This window comes from Nocardia testacea NBRC 100365, from assembly GCF_000308775.1.
GTDB lineage: Bacteria > Actinomycetota > Actinomycetes > Mycobacteriales > Mycobacteriaceae > Nocardia > Nocardia testacea.
In genome coordinates, this window is record NZ_BAGJ01000088.1 from 1 (window position 1) to 17,016 (window position 17,016).

21 protein-coding genes are annotated in these 17,016 nt (G+C 69.4%); 11 read left to right on the forward strand and 10 right to left on the reverse strand.

The window, feature by feature from the left end; all coding sequences use genetic code 11:
• Positions 1 to 697: nuclease-related domain-containing protein (locus ON38_RS11670; RefSeq protein WP_039824769.1), on the reverse strand; the 697-nt coding region annotated here is incomplete at its 3' end.
• 278 nt (positions 698 to 975) lie between these two features.
• Between ON38_RS11670 and ON38_RS11675 the strand changes: the two genes are divergently transcribed.
• From ON38_RS11675 to ON38_RS11685, 3 genes are all read left to right on the forward strand, one after another.
• Positions 976 to 2,109: an acyl-CoA dehydrogenase family protein gene (locus ON38_RS11675; protein ID WP_039824770.1), complete on the forward strand. Its 1,134-nt coding sequence runs from the start codon at positions 976 to 978 to the stop codon at positions 2,107 to 2,109.
• Entirely contained in the window at positions 2,106 to 3,347 is a 1,242-nt protein-coding gene (locus tag ON38_RS11680; protein ID WP_039824771.1) for an acyl-CoA dehydrogenase family protein, read from the forward strand. The genes ON38_RS11675 and ON38_RS11680 overlap by 4 nt, the downstream gene beginning before the upstream one ends.
• Before the next feature lie 254 nt (positions 3,348 to 3,601).
• Positions 3,602 to 3,781 carry a hypothetical protein gene (locus tag ON38_RS11685; RefSeq protein WP_039824772.1) on the forward strand — a complete coding sequence of 60 codons (180 nt, stop codon included), beginning with the start codon at positions 3,602 to 3,604 and terminating at the stop codon, positions 3,779 to 3,781.
• Here the strand turns inward: ON38_RS11685 and zapE are convergent.
• On the reverse strand, positions 3,775 to 4,857 hold the full coding sequence (zapE, locus tag ON38_RS11690) for a cell division protein ZapE (protein WP_085995396.1): 1,083 nt from the start codon (positions 4,855 to 4,857) through the stop codon (positions 3,775 to 3,777). The two genes, ON38_RS11685 and zapE, sit on opposite strands and share 7 nt — an antisense overlap.
• Before the next feature lie 97 nt (positions 4,858 to 4,954).
• Positions 4,955 to 6,421, reverse strand: a complete 1,467-nt coding sequence (locus tag ON38_RS11695; RefSeq protein WP_039824899.1) for a flavin-containing monooxygenase — start codon at positions 6,419 to 6,421, stop codon at positions 4,955 to 4,957.
• A 235-nt stretch (positions 6,422 to 6,656) separates the two neighbouring features.
• On the opposite strand from ON38_RS11695, the gene ON38_RS11700 reads away from it, so the two are divergent.
• Positions 6,657 to 7,145, forward strand: coding sequence for an FBP domain-containing protein (locus tag ON38_RS11700; protein ID WP_039824774.1), 489 nt, complete (start codon positions 6,657 to 6,659; stop codon positions 7,143 to 7,145).
• A 185-nt stretch (positions 7,146 to 7,330) separates the two neighbouring features.
• Here ON38_RS11700 and ON38_RS11705 read toward each other — a convergent pair whose 3' ends face one another.
• Entirely contained in the window at positions 7,331 to 8,083 is a 753-nt protein-coding gene (locus tag ON38_RS11705; protein ID WP_051164622.1) for an ankyrin repeat domain-containing protein, read from the reverse strand.
• 242 nt (positions 8,084 to 8,325) lie between these two features.
• Here ON38_RS11705 and ON38_RS11710 point away from each other — a divergent pair, with 242 nt between their 5' ends.
• The 3 genes from ON38_RS11710 to ON38_RS11720 are packed head-to-tail and all read left to right on the forward strand — an operon-like array spanning position 8,326 to position 10,083.
• Positions 8,326 to 9,165, forward strand: coding sequence for a nucleotidyltransferase domain-containing protein (locus ON38_RS11710; protein WP_218000764.1), 840 nt, complete (start codon positions 8,326 to 8,328; stop codon positions 9,163 to 9,165).
• Positions 9,166 to 9,197: 32 nt separating this feature from the next.
• Positions 9,198 to 9,536 (forward strand): ArsR/SmtB family transcription factor, encoded by a 339-nt coding sequence (locus ON38_RS11715; protein WP_039824775.1) that lies wholly within the window; start codon positions 9,198 to 9,200, stop codon positions 9,534 to 9,536.
• Position 9,537: 1 nt separating this feature from the next.
• Positions 9,538 to 10,083: an SRPBCC domain-containing protein gene (locus ON38_RS11720; RefSeq protein WP_051164623.1), complete on the forward strand. Its 546-nt coding sequence runs from the start codon at positions 9,538 to 9,540 to the stop codon at positions 10,081 to 10,083.
• Between the two features lie 36 nt (positions 10,084 to 10,119).
• On the opposite strand, the gene ON38_RS11725 is transcribed toward ON38_RS11720, so the two are convergent.
• The gene (locus ON38_RS11725; protein ID WP_039824777.1) at positions 10,120 to 11,115 is read right to left on the reverse strand and encodes a zinc-binding dehydrogenase; all 996 of its coding nucleotides are present in this window, start codon (positions 11,113 to 11,115) and stop codon (positions 10,120 to 10,122) included.
• A 170-nt stretch (positions 11,116 to 11,285) separates the two neighbouring features.
• On the opposite strand from ON38_RS11725, the gene ON38_RS11730 reads away from it, so the two are divergent.
• The 3 genes from ON38_RS11730 to ON38_RS35960 all read left to right on the forward strand — a co-directional run bounded on the left by ON38_RS11730 (position 11,286) and on the right by ON38_RS35960 (position 13,157).
• Positions 11,286 to 12,332, forward strand: coding sequence for an NAD-dependent epimerase/dehydratase family protein (locus ON38_RS11730; RefSeq protein ID WP_373281211.1), 1,047 nt, complete (start codon positions 11,286 to 11,288; stop codon positions 12,330 to 12,332).
• Between the two features lie 103 nt (positions 12,333 to 12,435).
• A complete protein-coding gene (locus ON38_RS11735) occupies positions 12,436 to 12,939 on the forward strand; it encodes a nitroreductase/quinone reductase family protein (RefSeq protein ID WP_051164624.1) in 504 nt (167 codons plus the stop codon).
• 77 nt (positions 12,940 to 13,016) lie between these two features.
• On the forward strand, positions 13,017 to 13,157 hold the full coding sequence (locus ON38_RS35960) for a hypothetical protein (RefSeq protein ID WP_157181734.1): 141 nt from the start codon (positions 13,017 to 13,019) through the stop codon (positions 13,155 to 13,157).
• Positions 13,158 to 13,285: 128 nt separating this feature from the next.
• Here ON38_RS35960 and ON38_RS11740 read toward each other — a convergent pair whose 3' ends face one another.
• Positions 13,286 to 13,657: a MerR family transcriptional regulator gene (locus ON38_RS11740; RefSeq protein WP_039824781.1), complete on the reverse strand. Its 372-nt coding sequence runs from the start codon at positions 13,655 to 13,657 to the stop codon at positions 13,286 to 13,288.
• A 30-nt stretch (positions 13,658 to 13,687) separates the two neighbouring features.
• On the opposite strand from ON38_RS11740, the gene ON38_RS11745 reads away from it, so the two are divergent.
• Positions 13,688 to 14,341, forward strand: coding sequence for an NAD(P)H-dependent oxidoreductase (locus ON38_RS11745; protein WP_245564018.1), 654 nt, complete (start codon positions 13,688 to 13,690; stop codon positions 14,339 to 14,341).
• 78 nt (positions 14,342 to 14,419) lie between these two features.
• Here ON38_RS11745 and ON38_RS34085 read toward each other — a convergent pair whose 3' ends face one another.
• The 4 genes from ON38_RS34085 to chrA all read right to left on the reverse strand — a co-directional run bounded on the left by ON38_RS34085 (position 14,420) and on the right by chrA (position 16,916).
• Positions 14,420 to 14,695, reverse strand: a complete 276-nt coding sequence (locus ON38_RS34085) for a cytochrome P450 family protein (protein WP_051164627.1) — start codon at positions 14,693 to 14,695, stop codon at positions 14,420 to 14,422.
• Entirely contained in the window at positions 14,695 to 14,952 is a 258-nt protein-coding gene (locus tag ON38_RS34090; protein WP_051164628.1) for a hypothetical protein, read from the reverse strand. The genes ON38_RS34085 and ON38_RS34090 overlap by 1 nt, the downstream gene beginning before the upstream one ends.
• A 139-nt stretch (positions 14,953 to 15,091) precedes the next feature.
• Positions 15,092 to 15,319 (reverse strand): hypothetical protein, encoded by a 228-nt coding sequence (locus ON38_RS34095; RefSeq protein WP_051164629.1) that lies wholly within the window; start codon positions 15,317 to 15,319, stop codon positions 15,092 to 15,094.
• Positions 15,320 to 15,509: 190 nt separating this feature from the next.
• Positions 15,510 to 16,916 carry a chromate efflux transporter gene (gene chrA, locus ON38_RS11755; protein WP_051164660.1) on the reverse strand — a complete coding sequence of 469 codons (1,407 nt, stop codon included), beginning with the start codon at positions 16,914 to 16,916 and terminating at the stop codon, positions 15,510 to 15,512.
• Positions 16,917 to 17,016 lie beyond the last annotated feature (100 nt).

The window sequence follows — 17,016 nt, forward strand, 5'->3', positions numbered from 1 at the left end:
GCGTGACGTGCAGAGGACGGATCGGGGCCGGCTCCGGCGCGGACGGCACAAGTGGCGTCGGTTCGATCGCGGGAAGGGCCGAGTCCAGCGGGAAGCCCGCCTCGGCAAGTTCGGCGATGGTGGTGCGGTCACCGTATTCGAGCTCTTCGATCACCGCGTAGGCCTGCTCGGCGGTCCAGACGACCGCACTGCGGTGATGGGCGCGGTGGAACCAGGCGCGCAGCGGGTTCTGGGTGTTGCACAGCAGCACATCGCAGCCCGGCGGCGGGGCCGACTTCTTCTCGAGCCGCATGGTCGAGCCGCGGGGCGGGAGCACGACCACGAGCCCGGTGACGAACGCGCTACCGCCGACCTGCTCGGCGGCGGCCTTCAGTTTGAACACCCCGTCGCGAACCTGGTCGTAGGGAGTGGTGTCGTTGTCGCGCACACTGATCGGGTCGCCCGCGGAGCCCGGAACCCGCCAGCGGCTGTTGGTGGTGCACTGCAGCACGTTGCCGGTGACCTCGGGGTCGATACCTTTGATCTCACCGACCACGGTCGTGTACGGGGTGATGATGACCAGGTCCACCTCCTGTCCGGAGATGAAGCAGTTCGTGATGGCGACTCCGGGAACCCGATAATCCCCCTCCCATTTCCGGAGCCAGCCGACAACCCGTTTCTCCGCGCCCGATCTGAGCTTGTCGGCGATGACGAGCATCCCGATACCCCTCCCTGTCGCCGGTGATGTGGACACGATATCGGTAGTCGCGCGGCCGGGCGCGAAACCCTTTGCCACAGAGACTCTTCATCTCCGGCGCGCCCCGGTATCCGGACCTCCTACCTGCAACGACCGTGCCGGCTATTGCGGGAGCGGCCGTTCGTACGGTATTCGACTTCACGGAGCGCCGACGGTGGCGGTACCGATTCGTCGGCTGCCCCCCTTGTGGGCGCCCGCCGCGCTGCACCGCAGCCGACACCGGCCGCACGGAGGACACCATGCTGTTCGATATCACCCCTGAACAGGAGTTCTTCCGTTCCACCACGGCGAAATTCCTGACCACCCGGGCGCCGGTGGACCGGCTTCGCCGGCTGCGCGGGGACGACGACGGGTTCACCGCCGACTATTGGCGCCGCGGTGCCGAACTGGGCTGGACCTCTCTGCTGGTGGGCGAGGATCACGGCGGCGGCACGATCAGCGGCCGGCCCGTCACCGATCTCACGCTCGTCGCCTACGAATTCGGCCGCCGCGCCGCGCCCGGGCCCCTGGTGCCGGTGAATATCGTGGCCGCGGCGCTGTCGGACACCGGCGCCCACCCGGCGGTTCTCGCCGCACTGCTGAGCGGTGAATCCGTCGCGGCCTGGTGTCATGCCGAACCCGCTCCGCGACACGAACTCGGCGCGACCGCGCTCGAGATCCGGCCCGACGGCATCGATCTGGTGCTCGACGGCGTGAAACAGCCGGTGGAATCGGCGGCGGCCGCGGGCCGGCTCCTGGTCACCGGGCGCTGCGCCGGCCGCCTCGCGCAGGTCCTCGTCCCCGCGGAGACGCCGGGCATCTCGTATACGCCGCTGCGCTCGCCCGACCTGACCCGCCGGTTCTCGCGGGTCGTCTTCGACAATGTCCGGGTACCTCGGACTGCGCTGGTGGGGGAGCTCGAGACCGCGGGCAGCCGGATCGAACGGCAGGTGGAGATCGCGCTTGTGCTCCAGTGCGCCGAAACGGTCGGCGCGATCCAGACGGGATTCGAGATGACCCTCGACTGGCTGACCGATCGCTATTCCTTCGGCCGGCCGCTGGCGTCGTATCAGGCGCTGAAACACCGTATGGCGGACTTGAAATCGTGGCTGGAGGCCGCGCACGCCATCGCCGACAGTGCCGCCGCCGCGATCGACGGGAACAGTCCCGAGTCGGGCATGCTGGTGGATGTCGCGCAGGCGTTCATCGGCCACCACGGGCCGGAACTGCTCCAGGACTGCGTCCAGCTGCACGGCGGCATCGGGCTGACCTTCGAACACGATCTGCACCTGTTCCTGCGCCGGGCCACGGTCAACGGCACGCTCCACGGCACACCGGCCGAACACCGCCGCCGGATCGCCGACCGCCTCGTCGAACAGGAGTTTCCGGTATGACCGCCGAGATCGAAGCCGTCGAGAGTTTCCGTCTGCGGGCACGAGCCTGGATCCGGGCCGAGCTCGGGCCCTACCGCGCCGAGGCCGTCGCCGGGCTGCGCAAGGTCGCGCGGGAGGAGGAACTCGCGGCCGTAGCCTACGACCGGCAACTCCAGCGCGCGTTCTACGAGGCCGGGTTCGCCGGTATCGCGATTCCGGTCGAATACGGCGGCCGCGGTCTCACTGCCGCACACCAGCGGGCGTTCACCGGTGAGCTGGCCGGATACGAATACCCCTCCCGGTGCCAGGTGCCGACCCTGTCGCCGTGCGCGGCGGTACTGCTCGATTTCGGCACCGAGGAGCAGAAGTGCCGCCATATTCCGGCCATGCTGCGGGGCGAGGAGATCTGGATGCAGTTCCTCTCCGAACCCGGCGGCGGTTCCGATGTCGCGGGTGCGGTGACGACCGCCGTACGCGACGGCGACGACTGGATTCTCAACGGCGCCAAGATCTGGACCACCGGCGCGTGGTACTCCGACTGGGCGCTGTGCCTGGCCCGGACCAACTGGGATGTACCCAAACATCGTGGTCTGACGGTTTTCATGCTGCCGATCCACCAGCCCGGTATCGAGGTCCGCCAGATCGAGATGCTCAACGGCGCCCGCGAATTCTGCCAGGAATTCCTCACCGACGTCCGGGTGCCCGATACCGATCGGATCGGTGCGGTGGACGGCGGCTGGACGGTCGGCACCCGGTGGATGTATCACGAACGTCTGCTGTCGGAATCGCCGTATGTCACGGTGCCCGAGAAACCCGCCATATCCGACCGGTCTCCGGTCGAGATCGCCTACCGGGCGGGGACTCTCGACGAACCTGGCGTCCGGGAGCTCGTCGGGGAAGCCCATATGCTCGAGATCGTCGGGACCGAACTGCAGCGCCGGCTCGGCGCCGGGATGGCGTCCGGCCGTCTCTCCGATCAGTCGGCCGCTGTCGGCCGGTTGTTCCGCGGTGTCGCCGAATCGCGACGTGCCACCATCGAATACGAGATCGCCACGGCGGGCGGTGCCATCTGGACCGGCGAATTCGGCGATATCGGCGATGTGTTCCTGATGCGGCAGGTCAGCTGTATCGGCGGCGGCACCACAGAGATGGCCCGCAATGTGATCAGCGAACGCGTGCTGGGTATGCCCCGTGAGGCGCGGTCGGACCACGATGTCCCGTTTCGCGACGTACCACGCGGCGGCCGGCGCGGCTCCTGAGAAGTCGCCGGCCTCGTCGCCCGGCCCGGCGGTGGTTTCGTGCTCCGGGGCCTCCGCCGGAGGAACGCGGCGAGTTCGGATGGCTGCCTCCGGAGGAGCTCGAGCCCTTCCGCGCACTGCCGCGCGAGTTCGCGACCGGCGGACTGTTCTGGCCCTCCGACGGCGATCCGACCGGCTTCCGGGGGAAGATTTATCAGGAATGGATATCCGACGAGTTCGGGGTCGGTCTCTACGACCTGGTCGACCCAGAGGATGTGCGGGACCTGCTGAAACGGCTCGAGGAATGGCTCGGCCGGGCGGATGCCGGTGCGGTGCCGGTGCCGCTGTTCGGACACGACAGCGACGACGGGTACGCGCTGACGCGGGTGCGGTCGCTGGCCGCTTTCCTGCGCACGGCCGCGGCCCAGGGACTCTGGCTGTTCCCCGACTACTGATCGGCCACGGCGACCGGTTCGGTGCCGATCTGCGGTAGCAGCGCCAGCCGGCTGGTCGTGCGCTGGATATCGGGCGGCAGATGATCTCCGGTCAGGCTCACGGTGAGCGGCGCGGCGGCGACGAGGTGCAGGCGGCGGTCCCGATCGCACAGCACGTCCACCAGGTTGGCGAAACGTTGCGCGGCGTCGCGGCCGGTGGTGGCCAGCGGGGGCAGGCCCGACACTGTCCAGTCCCGGAACCGGTCGGCCAGGCCCAGGTAGTCGATGGTCGAGTACGGCCCGTCGCAGAGGTCGGTGAAATCGAACCAGACCGCGTCGCCGCGCACCGCCCGGGCGGTCACCGCGCGTGCACCGAGCCGGAGGCGCTGCCGTTCGGCCGGCGCCGGCGGCACCAGCCCGGCTCGCGCCAGCTGGGCGCCGGTGCCCGGCCAGAGGTAGCCGCCGCGCTCGAACTCGGCGGCGGGTGTTCCCGGCCGGTGGGTCCGCCGGTAGTCGTGGGGGCCGGCGACCTCGACGATGTCGAGCGAGCGGTGCAGGGTCGCGGCCAGCGGTTCGATCAGGTGATGGAACAGCGGGTTCGGCAGCAGACCCGTCGGCGGATAGTTCGAGGTGGCGACCAGCGTGATCCGCTGGGCGAGTAGCGATTGCACGACCCTGGCCATGATGGTGGCGTCACCGGGATCGTGGACATGGAATTCGTCGAAACACACCAGCCGGGAATCGCCGAGTAGTTCGCGCACGGCGCGGTCACCGGCGTGTTTCTCGTGGCGGTGGGCGGCGTAGCGGGTGTGGAATTCGCGGAAGAACTCGTGGAAGTGCATCCGCCGTTTCCCGGTGATCGGTAACGCCGCGTAGAAGGTATCGGTCAGCCAGCTCTTCCCGCGCCCGACCGGCCCCCAGACGTACACACCGCGCGGTGCCGCGCCGCCGAAGAGCGGACGGCGGCGCGATAGCTCGTCGCCGAGCCGCACCAGCCGGGTGGCGGCCGCGTACTGGGCGGCGTCCAGGTCGAAACCCGCCGTCCGGGCGGCCACCTCGAAAACCTCCGGTGTCCAACCGTGTTCTGTCCCGGCCACCTTCGCCACCTCCTCGGTCCCGGAGGCCAGCCTGGCAGGACGATGCCGGCGAGCCCAGAGATCAGGAGCACATGTGAGGATGATCGCGCGGAGGGCGTCAGGCGGCGGGTGTCAGCGTGTAATCGCGGGGGTCCAGTCGGCGGACACGGCGGCGGTACCGGGTCACCGTACCCGGCCAGTTGTTGGTGATCTTGCCCGCCGCGTTGCGGTACCAGCTCGAGCAGAAGTTCCACGGGGTGCGTTCCAGGCGTTTCTGCAGGGCGTCGTTGAACGCCTGCTCGGTGTCTGCGCGCACCTCCAGGACATGCCCGGGGGTGGTGGCGAGCAGTTCGACCGCCTGCCGGATGTAGCGGGACTGCGATTCGATCATGTAGATGATCGACCCGACGCCCAGATTCGTATTGGGCCCGTAGACCATGAACAGGTTCGGGAATTCGGGCACCGTGATCCCGTAGTAGGCGTGGGCGCCCGCGGACCACGCCTCGGCCAGCTCGCGCCCGTGGCGTCCGGTGATACGCATCGGCCACAGGAACTCGGTGCCCTTGAACCCGGTGCCGTAGATGATCACATCGGCCTCGTGCAGGGTGCCGTCGGCGGTGCGCACGCCCCGCGGGGTGATCTCGGTGATACCCGAGGTGGTCACTTCCACATTCGGCCGGGTGAGCGCCGGATAGTAATCGCTGGAGAACAGGGTGCGTTTACAGGCGATCGGGTAGTCGGGAGTGAGGGCGGCCCGCAGGTCGGGGTCGTCCACGTTCTTCGTCAGATTGCGGGTGGCCAGTCGCGAGACGAGACGGCCGATGATCGGTAGTTCCACCAGGCCCAGCGAGGAGATCTCGGCGGTCAGCCACCAGCCGAACCGCTCCACCAGCAGCATGCCCGGGATCCGGGCGAAGAGTTGGTGCTGGATCGGGGAGTAGTCGGTGTCGAACTTGGGCAGCACCCAGGCCGCGGTGCGCTGGAACAGGGTCAGCTGCCCGACCACCGGCTGTATCCGCGGCACGTACTGGATGGCGCTGGCCCCGGTGCCGATACAGGCCACCCGTTTCCCGGTGAGGTCCACCTCGTGATCCCACAGGGCCGAATGGAAGGCGGGGCCGGCGAAACTGTCGATGCCCGGGATGGCGGGCAGTTGCGGGCGCGAGAGCTGACCGACGGCGGAGATCAGCACCTGCGCGGTCCGCCGGCTCCCGTCGGCGGTGTGCACCGTCCAGGTGCCGGCCTGCTCGTCGAAGACCGCGTCGGTGACCTCGACGCCGAACTCGATCCGGTCGAGCAGGCCGTGCCGCCGGGTCACGCCGCGCAGATAGTCGTGGATGGCGGCCTGACCGGAGTAGCGCTGCGGCCAATCGGGCTTCTGTTCGAAGGAGTAGGAATACAGCGGGGACGGCACATCGCAGGCCGCGCCGGGGTAGGTGTTCTCCCGCCACACACCACCGAGATCCTCGGCCTTCTCCAGGATGGTGATCTGGTCGAACCCGTGCCGGCGCAATTCGATGGCCACGCCGATACCACCGAATCCGGCGCCGATGATCACGATAGATACCGGGCGTCGCGCACTCATACCCACTCCTGTCGCCGCTGTGGTTTTCCTCACTGTAAGACGGTGCCTGTGGTCCGGATCGGCACTTTCGGCCAAACGTTTCGGGGCCGCCACCGAGCTGTCCGGGCCGGCCCGGGGCGATCCCGGGCGCTGAGGGCACGGCGGTCACCGGCGGAAAACCGATTGCCCGCGGGTGGCGTGGCCGATAGATTGTCGCGGTTTTGTCCATCCCGACTGCCGGAGGAGATGCAGTGTTATGAAACCCCTGACCGAACGCGAGATCAGAGCGTCGTTCGTCAATTGCTCGAAAGGCGACGCCAAACGTCTATCGGTACCCGCCGACCTGGCCGACCGGCCCTGGGACGATCTGGACTTCCTGGGCTGGACCGACCCCGGCGCTCCCGGACGCGCCTATCTGGTGGTGCCCGAGGAACACGGACCGGCCGGGATCGCCCTGCGCTACGAAACAGGTGGACCGCGACGTTCGCAGATGTGCACCATCTGCTCCACCACGCACACCAACGGCGGTGTGGTGCTGATGACGGCGCGCAAGGCGGGTGAGTCCGGCCGGCGCGGCAACTCGACCGGGACCTACATCTGTGACGATCTGTCGTGTTCGCTGTACGCCCGCCGGAAGAAGACGCCCGCGATGGGCCGTGCCTATCGCGACGATTTCGATCCCGAGTACCGGATCGAGCAGATCCGGGAGAACATCACCGCGTTCCTGACCCGGGTGCGCGGCTGACCATCGCGGTGGATATCGCTCGACGAGAAAGAGGTAGTGGCTGTGCGCCGATACTCGAGACCCGGCCCGGGAAGGGTTCCGGATCCCGCATCACGACAGCGGAATCCGGAGCCTCCCGCATCCTCCCCGGCCGAGGCGGCCCGGCCGGGCCGGACCGCGCCGGTCGGGGAGAATGCGCCCGGGGGTCACCCCGGGTCGAAGGAGCCGAGGCGGTGGCCGAGGAGTTCGGCGATCGCCGCATGCCCGTCCTGCATCGATGTCTCCCCGCCCCGGCCTCGGTCGCCGTAACACAAGGTGACCACATCGGTGCCGTCCCCGGCGGGGTGGCGGTGCACCGTGTACTCGCGATCGGATCCGGCCCATCGTCGCGCCAGCAGCGCGACCGGGTCGGCGGACGTGAGATCGGTCGCGATGGCCAGAGCGGTGCGACCCCGCGCGTCGGTACGAGCCGGGTCCGCGCCGTGGGCCAGCAGCGCCCGCACGATCCCGTAGCGGCCGTCCTGGGCGGCGATCGTCAGCGGAGTGCCCGGTATCTCCGGATCGGCTCCCGCTGCCAGCAAGAGCTCCACTGTTTCGCGATGCCCGTTGCGGACCGCCCACAGCAGCGGCGGCGTCCCCGGGCCGGTCTGTTGCGGATGGGGTGGCTCCGGGGTGTCCGGGTCGGCGCCGGCGGCCAGTAGTGCCGCGACGACGCCGGTATGGTTCCAGCACGCCGCGGCGCACAACGGCAGTCCTTCGTCCTCGCCCCCGCCGCAGCGATGCGGGTCGGCGCCGTGTGCCAGCAGCAGCCGTACCGCCTCGGTGTCGCCCTGGACCGCGGCCCGGTACAGGGGAGTGGTCCCGTATTCGTCCGGCTCGTCGGGATCCGCCCCGGCTGCCAGAAGCTCTCGCACGCGCCCCGCGCCCTCCCACGAGACGGCCGCTACCAGATCTGTCACATGTCCATTGGAGCCGGTGGGTCAACTGGATAACGCGGCCGAGGGAGGGGTTCCGGACTCCGCACCACGACAGCGGAATTCGGAGCGCCCCGCATCCTCTCGGTCGAGGTGGCCCGGGCCTACCGGTCGGCGAGGGCGTGCCCGGGTCGCTCCGGGCCGGGGTGATGGCGGATTAGCCTGGGCGGTATGACCGATCGACGCCGAGGCGCATCCCGCAATGCCGGACGCTTCCCCCGCGACCCGTGACCGGCCCCTGTGCCGCGGTGCCCGCCCGGTCGATACCGGTCGAGCTGCGGCCGTATCTGGCCGAACTGGTCCGGCGGACGCGCGCCGTCTTCGGTGATCGGCTCGTCAGCGTGTTCGCGGTGGGATCGCTGGCGCTCGGGGATTACCGGCACGGCCGCAGCGATATCGATATCACGGTGATCGTGGCCCCCGGCGGACCCGAGCGGTTACGCCACGAACTCGCCGCAGTGCTGACCCATCCCGCGCTCGAGTGTCCTGCCGCCGGACTCGAGCTGGTGGTCTACGACACGGAGTTCGCCGCGTCGGGGGCACCGGGACCCGGATATCTGCTGAATCTGAACACCGGCCCGCTGCTGCCCGCGGTGGCGGATTTCGAGTCCGCGGGGGCTCCGGCGTTCTGGTACGTAATCGATCGCGCGGTCGCTCATCAGAGTGGGCTGCCGCTCTACGGGCGGCCGGTGCGTGAGGTTCTCGCGGCGCCACGTCGGCACGATCTGCTCGCCGCGGTGACGGCGTCGGTGGACGAGCACGCCTCCGGCACCGGACACCTCGCCGACAATCGGGTGCTCAACGGCTGCCGGGCCGTGTACTTCTGTCGCACCGGCCGCTGGGTGGCCAAACGGGAGGCCGGCCGGGCGATCGCGACAGCCGGCGACGGGTTCGGTGCGCTCGTGCGTGCGGCGCTGCGCAGTTTCGAGCGGCCGCGCCGGCAGGCCGCGGAGCTGCCGGCGGGGCAGGTCGGCGCGTTCTCGGCCTGGGTGCGCCGGACCGTGGCCGCGACCGCGCGGCACGAGGCCGCCGGCGATATCGAGGAAACCGAACCGGATATGCCTTGACAGGAATATGCCTCTACGGAAATATAACCGCAGTGGTACGTGATGTCTTCGAGGTACTGGCCGACCCCACCCGGCGGCGGATTCTCGACCTGCTGCGCGACGGCGAGCACACTGTCGGCGAGTTGGTGGGTGCGCTCGGCGCCGCCCAGCCCAATGTGTCGAAACATCTGCGGATGCTCGACGCGGCCGCGCTGGTGCGCGTCCGGGTGGACGGTCCGCGCCGGCACTACGGTCTCGAGCCGGGCCGGCTGCGGGAGATCGACAGCTGGCTGGCCCCGTTCCGTGAGATCTGGGCCGACCGCCTCGACGAATTCGAGCGGTATCTGGACACGCTGCCCGATGACGAAGATCCGACGAAACCCGAGGAGTGACATGACCGACGCGACCCGGCGTCTCGGTGAAATCCTGCGCGACGGCGATCGCGTGGGCACCCGCTACGAACGCGACCTGGCGCATCCCCCGGAGAAGGTGTGGCGGGCACTCACCGAATCAGAGCATCTGCGGCACTGGTTCCCCGCGGACATCATCGGTGCGCGCCGCGCGGGTGCCGAGGTGCGGTTCCGCTTCTGGCCCGAGGCGGTCGACCGGGCGGGCGAGGAACTGATCGAATCGGGGGTCGCCCCGGACGACCCGGTCCTGCCGGGGCGGATCCTGACCTGGGAACCGCCGCGGCTGTTCGAATTCCTCTGGGATGACGAACATCTGCTGTTCGAGATCGTGCCACACGGTCCCGGGTCCCGGCTGCTGTGCACGGTCTGGTTCGGCACCCCGGGGCCGCACGGGATATCGGGGACCGCCGCCGGATACCACGTCTGCCTGGACGCGCTCGCGGACTTGCTCGATACCGGCTCGGGGGACGAGCCGGACCGTGCGCTGATCCTCGCGCTCGAGCGCCGATACGCCGAGGTCATCGGCTGAATCGGGGACGGTCGCGCGGTATCCGGCGGCGGGTCGTCAGATGTGCAACATGGTGCGGCCGAGGGCGGACCGGTCGTCGATGGCGACGTGGGCCGCGGCGGCGTCGGCGAGCGGGAAGGTCTGTCCGATGACCACCTCGAGTTGCCCGGTGGCCAGCAGTTCCAGTATTCGGGTGGCGTAGCGGGCCCGGCTGTCGTTGCCGGTGTTCAGGTCGTACAGGCTCAGCACCTCGACCCCGCGCTCGCGGGCGCTCTCGGCTCCCGCGGCGGCGAATTCCCCGGCGGCCGCGCCGTACCCGATGAAGAGGCCACCGCCGGGCACGATCCCCACCGCGGCATCGCCCAGGGCGCCGCCCGCACCGTCGAACACCACATCGGGGCCGCGGCCGCCGGTCGCGGTCAGAGCCCGGTCCGCCCAGCCGGTCTCGGAGTAGTCGATCGCGCTCTCGGCGCCCAGCCGCCGGGCGAGAGCGAGCTTGGCTTCCCCGCGGGCGGCGGCGATCACCTGTGCTCCCGCCCGGTGGGCGAGCTGGGTGAGCAGGGTGCCCAGACCGCCGCCCGCGGCCGTGATCAGCACTCGCTGTCCGGGCCGGATATCGGCGCGCTCGAAGGCAGCGAGTGCGGTATGGCCGTCGTGGACCACAGCCGTCGCCTGGTCGACGCTCACGCCGTCCGGTATACGGTTCAGCTGCTCGACACCGGCGAGCGCGTATTCGGCGTAGCCGCCGATGGGCAGACCGCCACCGACGCCGCTGGCCACGGTCCGCGCGGTTACCCGGGTACCGAGCAGCCCGGGGTCGACCCCGGATCCGACGGCCGCGACGGTGCCGCCGATCGCGCCGCCGGGTACATAGGGCGGCCGCACGGCGAAGAAATCGGTGCCCCATCCCGACCGCAGCCGGGTATCGAGGAACATCACATCCGCCGCGGCGACGCGTACCAGGACCTGGCCGGCTTCCGGCTCCGGGGCCGGGATCTCCCGCAGCTCGAGGACACCGGGCCCGCCGAATTCCTTTACCTGTACTGCCTGCACGATGTCACTCCTCGGGTTCGACAACCGGTGAACGCGACCAGTCTGAAACCTTTACATAGGTTCAGGTCAAGGTGGAGCGGTGGAGCCGGATGCGCGCCGCGCACGACGAACCCGCGACATCCGCGTCCGGTTGCCCGGCCCCGCGCCCGTGACCGGGCAGGATCGGGGGCATGCGAGTACTGCTGACCGGCGCGGCCGGATTCATCGGTTCCCATATCCAGGCCGCGCTGCGGACGGCCGGCCACGACGTCGTGGCGGTCGACCTCATGCTGCCCGCCGCGCACGGGCCCGGGGCGCGGCCGCCCGCGGGCGTGCGGCAGGTGGATATCCGCGATGCCGCCGCGCTCGACGGGCTGGTGCGGGGCATCGACGTGGTCTGCCATCAGGCCGCCGTGGTGGGCGCCGGTGTCGACGTCCAGGACGCCCCCGCCTATGCCGGGCACAACGACTACGGCACCGCGGTACTGCTGGCCGCGATGGACCGGGCCGGGTGCGAGCGGCTCGTCCTGGCTTCCTCGATGGTGGTATACGGCGAGGGGCTCTACCGGGGGCCGGACGGCATCGTCGAAGTGGCGGCCCGCCGGCGGGAAGACCTCGCGGCCGGCCGGTTCGAACACCGGCCCCACGGCGTACCGCTCGGCTGGGCCCCGGTTCCCGAGGACACGCCGGCGCGGCCCCGGAGCCTGTACGCGGCGAGCAAGGTGGCGCAGGAGCACTACGCGACCGCGTGGGCCACGGCCACCGGTGGCGCGGTCACCGCATTGCGCTACCACAATGCGTACGGACCCGGAATGCCCAGGGATACCCCGTATTCCGGTGTCGCGGCGATCTTCCGCTCGGCCCTGGCGGCGGGCCGGGCGCCACAGGTGTACGAGGACGGCGGGCAGACGCGGGATTTCGTGCACGTCACCGATATCGCCGCCGCGAACGTGGCCGCCGTGGAGACGGCGCTGCCCGGGTTCGAGCCGTTGAACATCTGCTCGGGGCATCCGATCACCATCGGTGAGGTCGCGCGGACCCTGGCCGCCGCCCACGGCGGTCCGGAACCGGTGGTCACCGGTGCGGTGCGGCCGGGAGATGTGCGCCATATCGTCGCCGATCCGGCACGCGCCCGCCGATTGCTCGGGTTCACCGCGGAAGTCGACCCGGCCGCCGGCCTGGAAGAGTTCGCCTCCGCCCCACTACGTCCGGTCGCGGCCGGCGCCACGATCGGCTGAGAATCTCGGCCCACGCGCGAGCGCGACCGCCATTTTTCGGCCGGCGGGTCTTTCGCTGCCGATCAGGCCGGTATCTGTCCTATATTCGCGACACACTCGCATCATGAGTGAAACCGAATCGGCTCCGGCCCAGTCCGAGATCACCGACTACAACGATCCCAACGCGCCGTGGAACCAGGAGTGGGACCAGGAAGGCGGCATCGCCGACTGGAACGATGAGGTGATCAAGGAGTTCCGGGAGAACGCGGGCAAGGTGGGCGGCGCCTACGCGGGCGGAGACCTCATCCTGCTCACCACCACCGGAGCCAGGAGCGGCAAGCGACACACGACCCCGCTGGGACCCCTGTACCGGGACGACACCATGTACGTGAGTTCGTTCATCGAGGACAAGTACCCGGCCTGGTGGTACAACATCAAGGCGAATCCGCAGGTCACCATCGAGCTCCGGGACAAAACCCATCAGGCGACCGGTAAGGTCCTCGAAGCCGAGGAGTACGACGAGTTCGCGGCCTGGGTGCTGGCCAACAACCCGCTGCTGGCGGATTTCCAGTCCAAGGTCGACCGGCCGATCCCGCTGGTCGTGCTGACCCTCGACGGCGAGGGCTGAGCGATCCGGGAACATCCGGCGGCGGCGCGTCGAAAGGTGCGACCGGGCTGTGCGGCACAGCCGGAACGCCGCCGGAGGTGCCCGTAACCCGCTACCTCGACCGGGGACTCGACGATACCGCCGCCGCCGATCCGGCGACCGTGTGCCGGATCCGCGGCGACATCGAACACCGGATCCGTGGCCCGCTCACCGAGCTCGGCCTCGATCTGCATCCATAACCGTCGAAGGCGGCGGCCGGTTCCGCCGTGCGCAATGTCGCCGACCGGGCACCGCTTCGGGTCGCTACCGCAGGGCCGGAGTCCGGTCGGATCGGTCGCGGCGTGGTGCCGGCCGTGGCTGTCCCGCATCAATTCGAGGCGGGACCGGCCTCGATGCTTGCGCGGAGTGCGAGGATTTCGGCTTCCTGGGCCCGGAGGCGGGCCATTCCAGCGTTCAATCGGCTTGCCCGCTCGTCGAGTTGCGTCAACGCGGCTTTCCGGTCGGCATCGGAGGCGCCGGCGGGATCGATGCAGGCGACCTGCAGTATCGCGGAGGCCTCCGACAGCGACAGGCCGGATGCGAGCAAGCAGCGTATGTGGTCCACGATCTGAACATCGCCGGGGTGGTAGTGCCGGTACCCGTTGGAGTCGCGTTCGGGCGAGAGAATCCCGGCATCCTCGTAGTGCCGGAGCATTCGGGGGCTCGCCCCGGTGGCCTGGCTCAATTCGCGTATCCGCATCCGGCTGCCCGCTCCTTGACATTGACGTTAGTGTCATACTTTAGTTTGGCCGGCATGATGAACGAAAACAGTCGGCCGAAGGTGATGCTCGTGGTCGGGCATCCGGACCACGACTCGGCTACCTGGGCCATTGCCCGGGCCATCGAGCAGGGCCTCGAGTCCGAGGGAGATATCACCGTCATAACCCACGACTTGGTGGCATCCGGCTTCGATCCGGTCTACCGAGAGGCGGATCTGGCGCACCACCGGGGGCTTTCGGAACTTCCGGCCGACGTCGGGCGTGAGCAGGAACTGCTCGAATCGGCCGATGTGACCGTCGTCCTCTTTCCGGTCTACTGGTGGTCCATGCCGGCACTCGTCAAAGGCTGGTTCGACCGGGTATTCGGGGCATACGACGATATTTCGCACGGTGAACCGAGCGTGGTGAAGCAACTACATCTCGTCGCAGGTGCCGGTCTCGGTGAAGGTACGTTCGCCCGGCACGGATACAAGACGGCGTTGACGACTCAGACGATGCACGGCATCGCCGACTACTCCCGGATCGGCGACTCGTCCCTCGAGTTTCTCTACGACACCGAGTCCAAGGACCCGGCAGTCCACCGGCAGCTGATCGCTCGGGCATACGAAATCGGCGTCGCGATGGCGCGGCGTGCGCACAGTGCCCGTGACTCGGTTGCGGTCTGAGTGATCGGACGTCACACCCCGGGACCGGTGACCGGGCACGGGGCCGGTGGGCTGTCGAGAAGCACGCCGACGTCCAGATCATACGGTGACCGAAAGGTTCAGATGGGCCAGGCGGCGCACGATCAGGCTCGGCACGTAGGTCGGTTCGGGGCCGCGAAGTGTCACGTTGCCGGTGGCGTCGAGCAGGGCGTGCACGGCCTGGGCGGTTTCCTTGCGGGCGAGGTGGGCGCCGAGGCAGAAGTGGATCCCACGACCGAAGCTGTGGTGCAGTTTCGGCCGGTCGCGGTCGCGGTCGACATGGTCGGGGTGGTCGAAGATCCGCGGGTCGCGGTTGGACGCCCCCCACATGAGCATCAGCCGTGCACCGGCTTCGAGTTCGATTCCGGCCAGCCGGATGTGGTGGTGACGCGGAAGTGGCCGCGGAACGGGCTCTCGATCCGCACGGCCTCCTCCACCAGCGCATCGACGCGCCCGCGGTCTGCGCGCACACGATCCTGCAGCGCGCGGTCCTCGGCCGGCAACCGGACCGCGGTGCCCAGCAGACTCGTGGTCGATTCCGCGCCCGCGGTCACCAACTGCACCAGCAGGATCGCGGCCTGGTCGCGGGTCATCGCTTGCGCGGCAACGGCCGCGGCCAGGTTGCCCAGTACCCCGGCTTCTTCGCCCGGCCGGGTGTTATCTCTGGTGAAGTGGTCGCGCCGGCCACCCGGGGCCGGGAGCCTCCACGGAGGCTCGTACGGGATGGTGCTGTTACAGGGGGCCGCCGGGGTCGGTGGAGGACCCGGTCTGCAGCAGCTGCAGCACCTGCGCCAGCTGGTCTGCGGATCCGGTCGCACCTCCGGTCCCCGGGTTGGTATCGGTAACCGGTGCCGCCGGGGTCAACTGCACCGGCGCCGCGGAGGCGGTCCCGGCTGCTCCACCCATGCCGGCCGCAGCGATGGAAACGGCGGCGACGACGGTGTTGAATCTGGATCTCACAGTGTTCCTATCATCGGTGTCCCACACCGGGACAGCTAGTTGCGCCCACGCCTGTTCGGCGGGCGCTTATGCGTTACAGCGTGTTTCAGATTATGTCGATCGCCGCGTTATCGATTGCCCCCAATTCCTGGGTCGCATCGGTTTGTGTGTGAACCGCCTTTGGGAACATTGTGCGAGCGGACGGCGGCGCTCAGGTGAGAGGCAGTCCCGCGAGGGTGGCGGTGAGGCCGAGGATGACGCTGGTGCCGAGGATGCGCAGCATGGACCAGTCGAGTTTGAAGGCGAGGATCGCGGCGACGGCGGTGATCGCGAGGGCGATGGGCTGGATGCTGGTGGGGTCGGGGAGTTGGAGGTGCAGGGGCCCGGTGGTGAGGGTGTGGGTGTCGGTGAACAGGGTGTGCAGGGTGAAGTAGAGGCCGAGGTCGGCGATGACGCCGACGACGGCGGCGGTGATGCCGGTCAGGGCCGCCGAGAGGGTGTGGTTGTGGCGGAGGCGTTCGACGTAGGGGGCGCCGAGGAGGATGAACAGGAAGCAGGGCACGAAGGTGACCCAGGTGGTGAGCAGGGCCCCGAGTATGCCTGCGACCCAGGGGTCGAGGGTGCCGGGGTGGTGGTAGGCGCCGAGGAACGCGACGAACTGGACGACCATGATCAACGGTCCGGGGGTGGATTCCGCGAGGGCGAGGCCGCGGACCATATCGGTGGGGGAGAGCCAGCCGTAGACCTCGACGGCGCGTTGGGCGACGAAGGCCAGGACGGCGTAGGCGCCACCGAAGGTGACCACGGCGGTGCCGGAGAAGAACACGCCCTGGGTGGTGAGTGTGCTGGTGGTGCCGAGGAATACCGCGGCGGCCGCGACCGGGATCGCCCAGACGAGCAGTCCGATACCGAGTATGGCCAGGCCGCGCCGGGCCGAGGGCGCTTCGTGGTGCAGGGTGTCGTCGGCGATCAGCGGTGCGGCCTCGCCGGTGTCGTCCTCGGAGTGTGCGGGTCCGGCCGGTGTGGAGGTGTTTCTGCGCCCCAGTGCCCATCCGGCGGCCGCGGCGGCGGCGATGACGATCGGAAACGGGACCGCGAACAGGGTGAGTGCGGCGAAGGCGGCGACGGCGATCGCGACGAGCCCGGGCCGGGTGAGGGCGCGACGCCCGACGCGCAGGACGGCTTGGGTGACGATCACCACGACGGCGGGTGCGAGTCCGGCCAGCAGGGCGGTGACCAGGGTGGTGTCGCCGAAGCCGACGTAGATCGCCGAGAGCGCCAGGAGGGCGAGCATGCCGGGCAGGACGAACAGGGTGCCGGCGATGAGGCCGCCGCGGCGGCCGTTGAGCAGCCAGCCGATGTAGATGGCGAGCTGCTGGGCTTCGGGGCCGGGCAGCAGCATGCAGTAGTTCAGGGCGTGCAGGAAGCGTTGCTGGCCGATCCAGCGTTTCTCCTCGACCAGCGTGCGTTGCATGACCGCGATCTGACCGGCGGGGCCACCGAAGGTCTGCAGGGAGATGAGGAACCACGCCTTGGTCGCGGTGCGCAGCGGGATGACGTCTGTCGTGGTGGTGTCGCGTCGTAACACGGGGCGTTCCCCTTCTCCGGCCGTATCCATGCCGGGAAATGTAACCGCGGGGAACTGCGCCGGATCCAGCGCCGGGACTTCTTCCCACCGCCGGTGCGCACCGCCGCCCAGCGGGCGGTGCAGGCCCTGC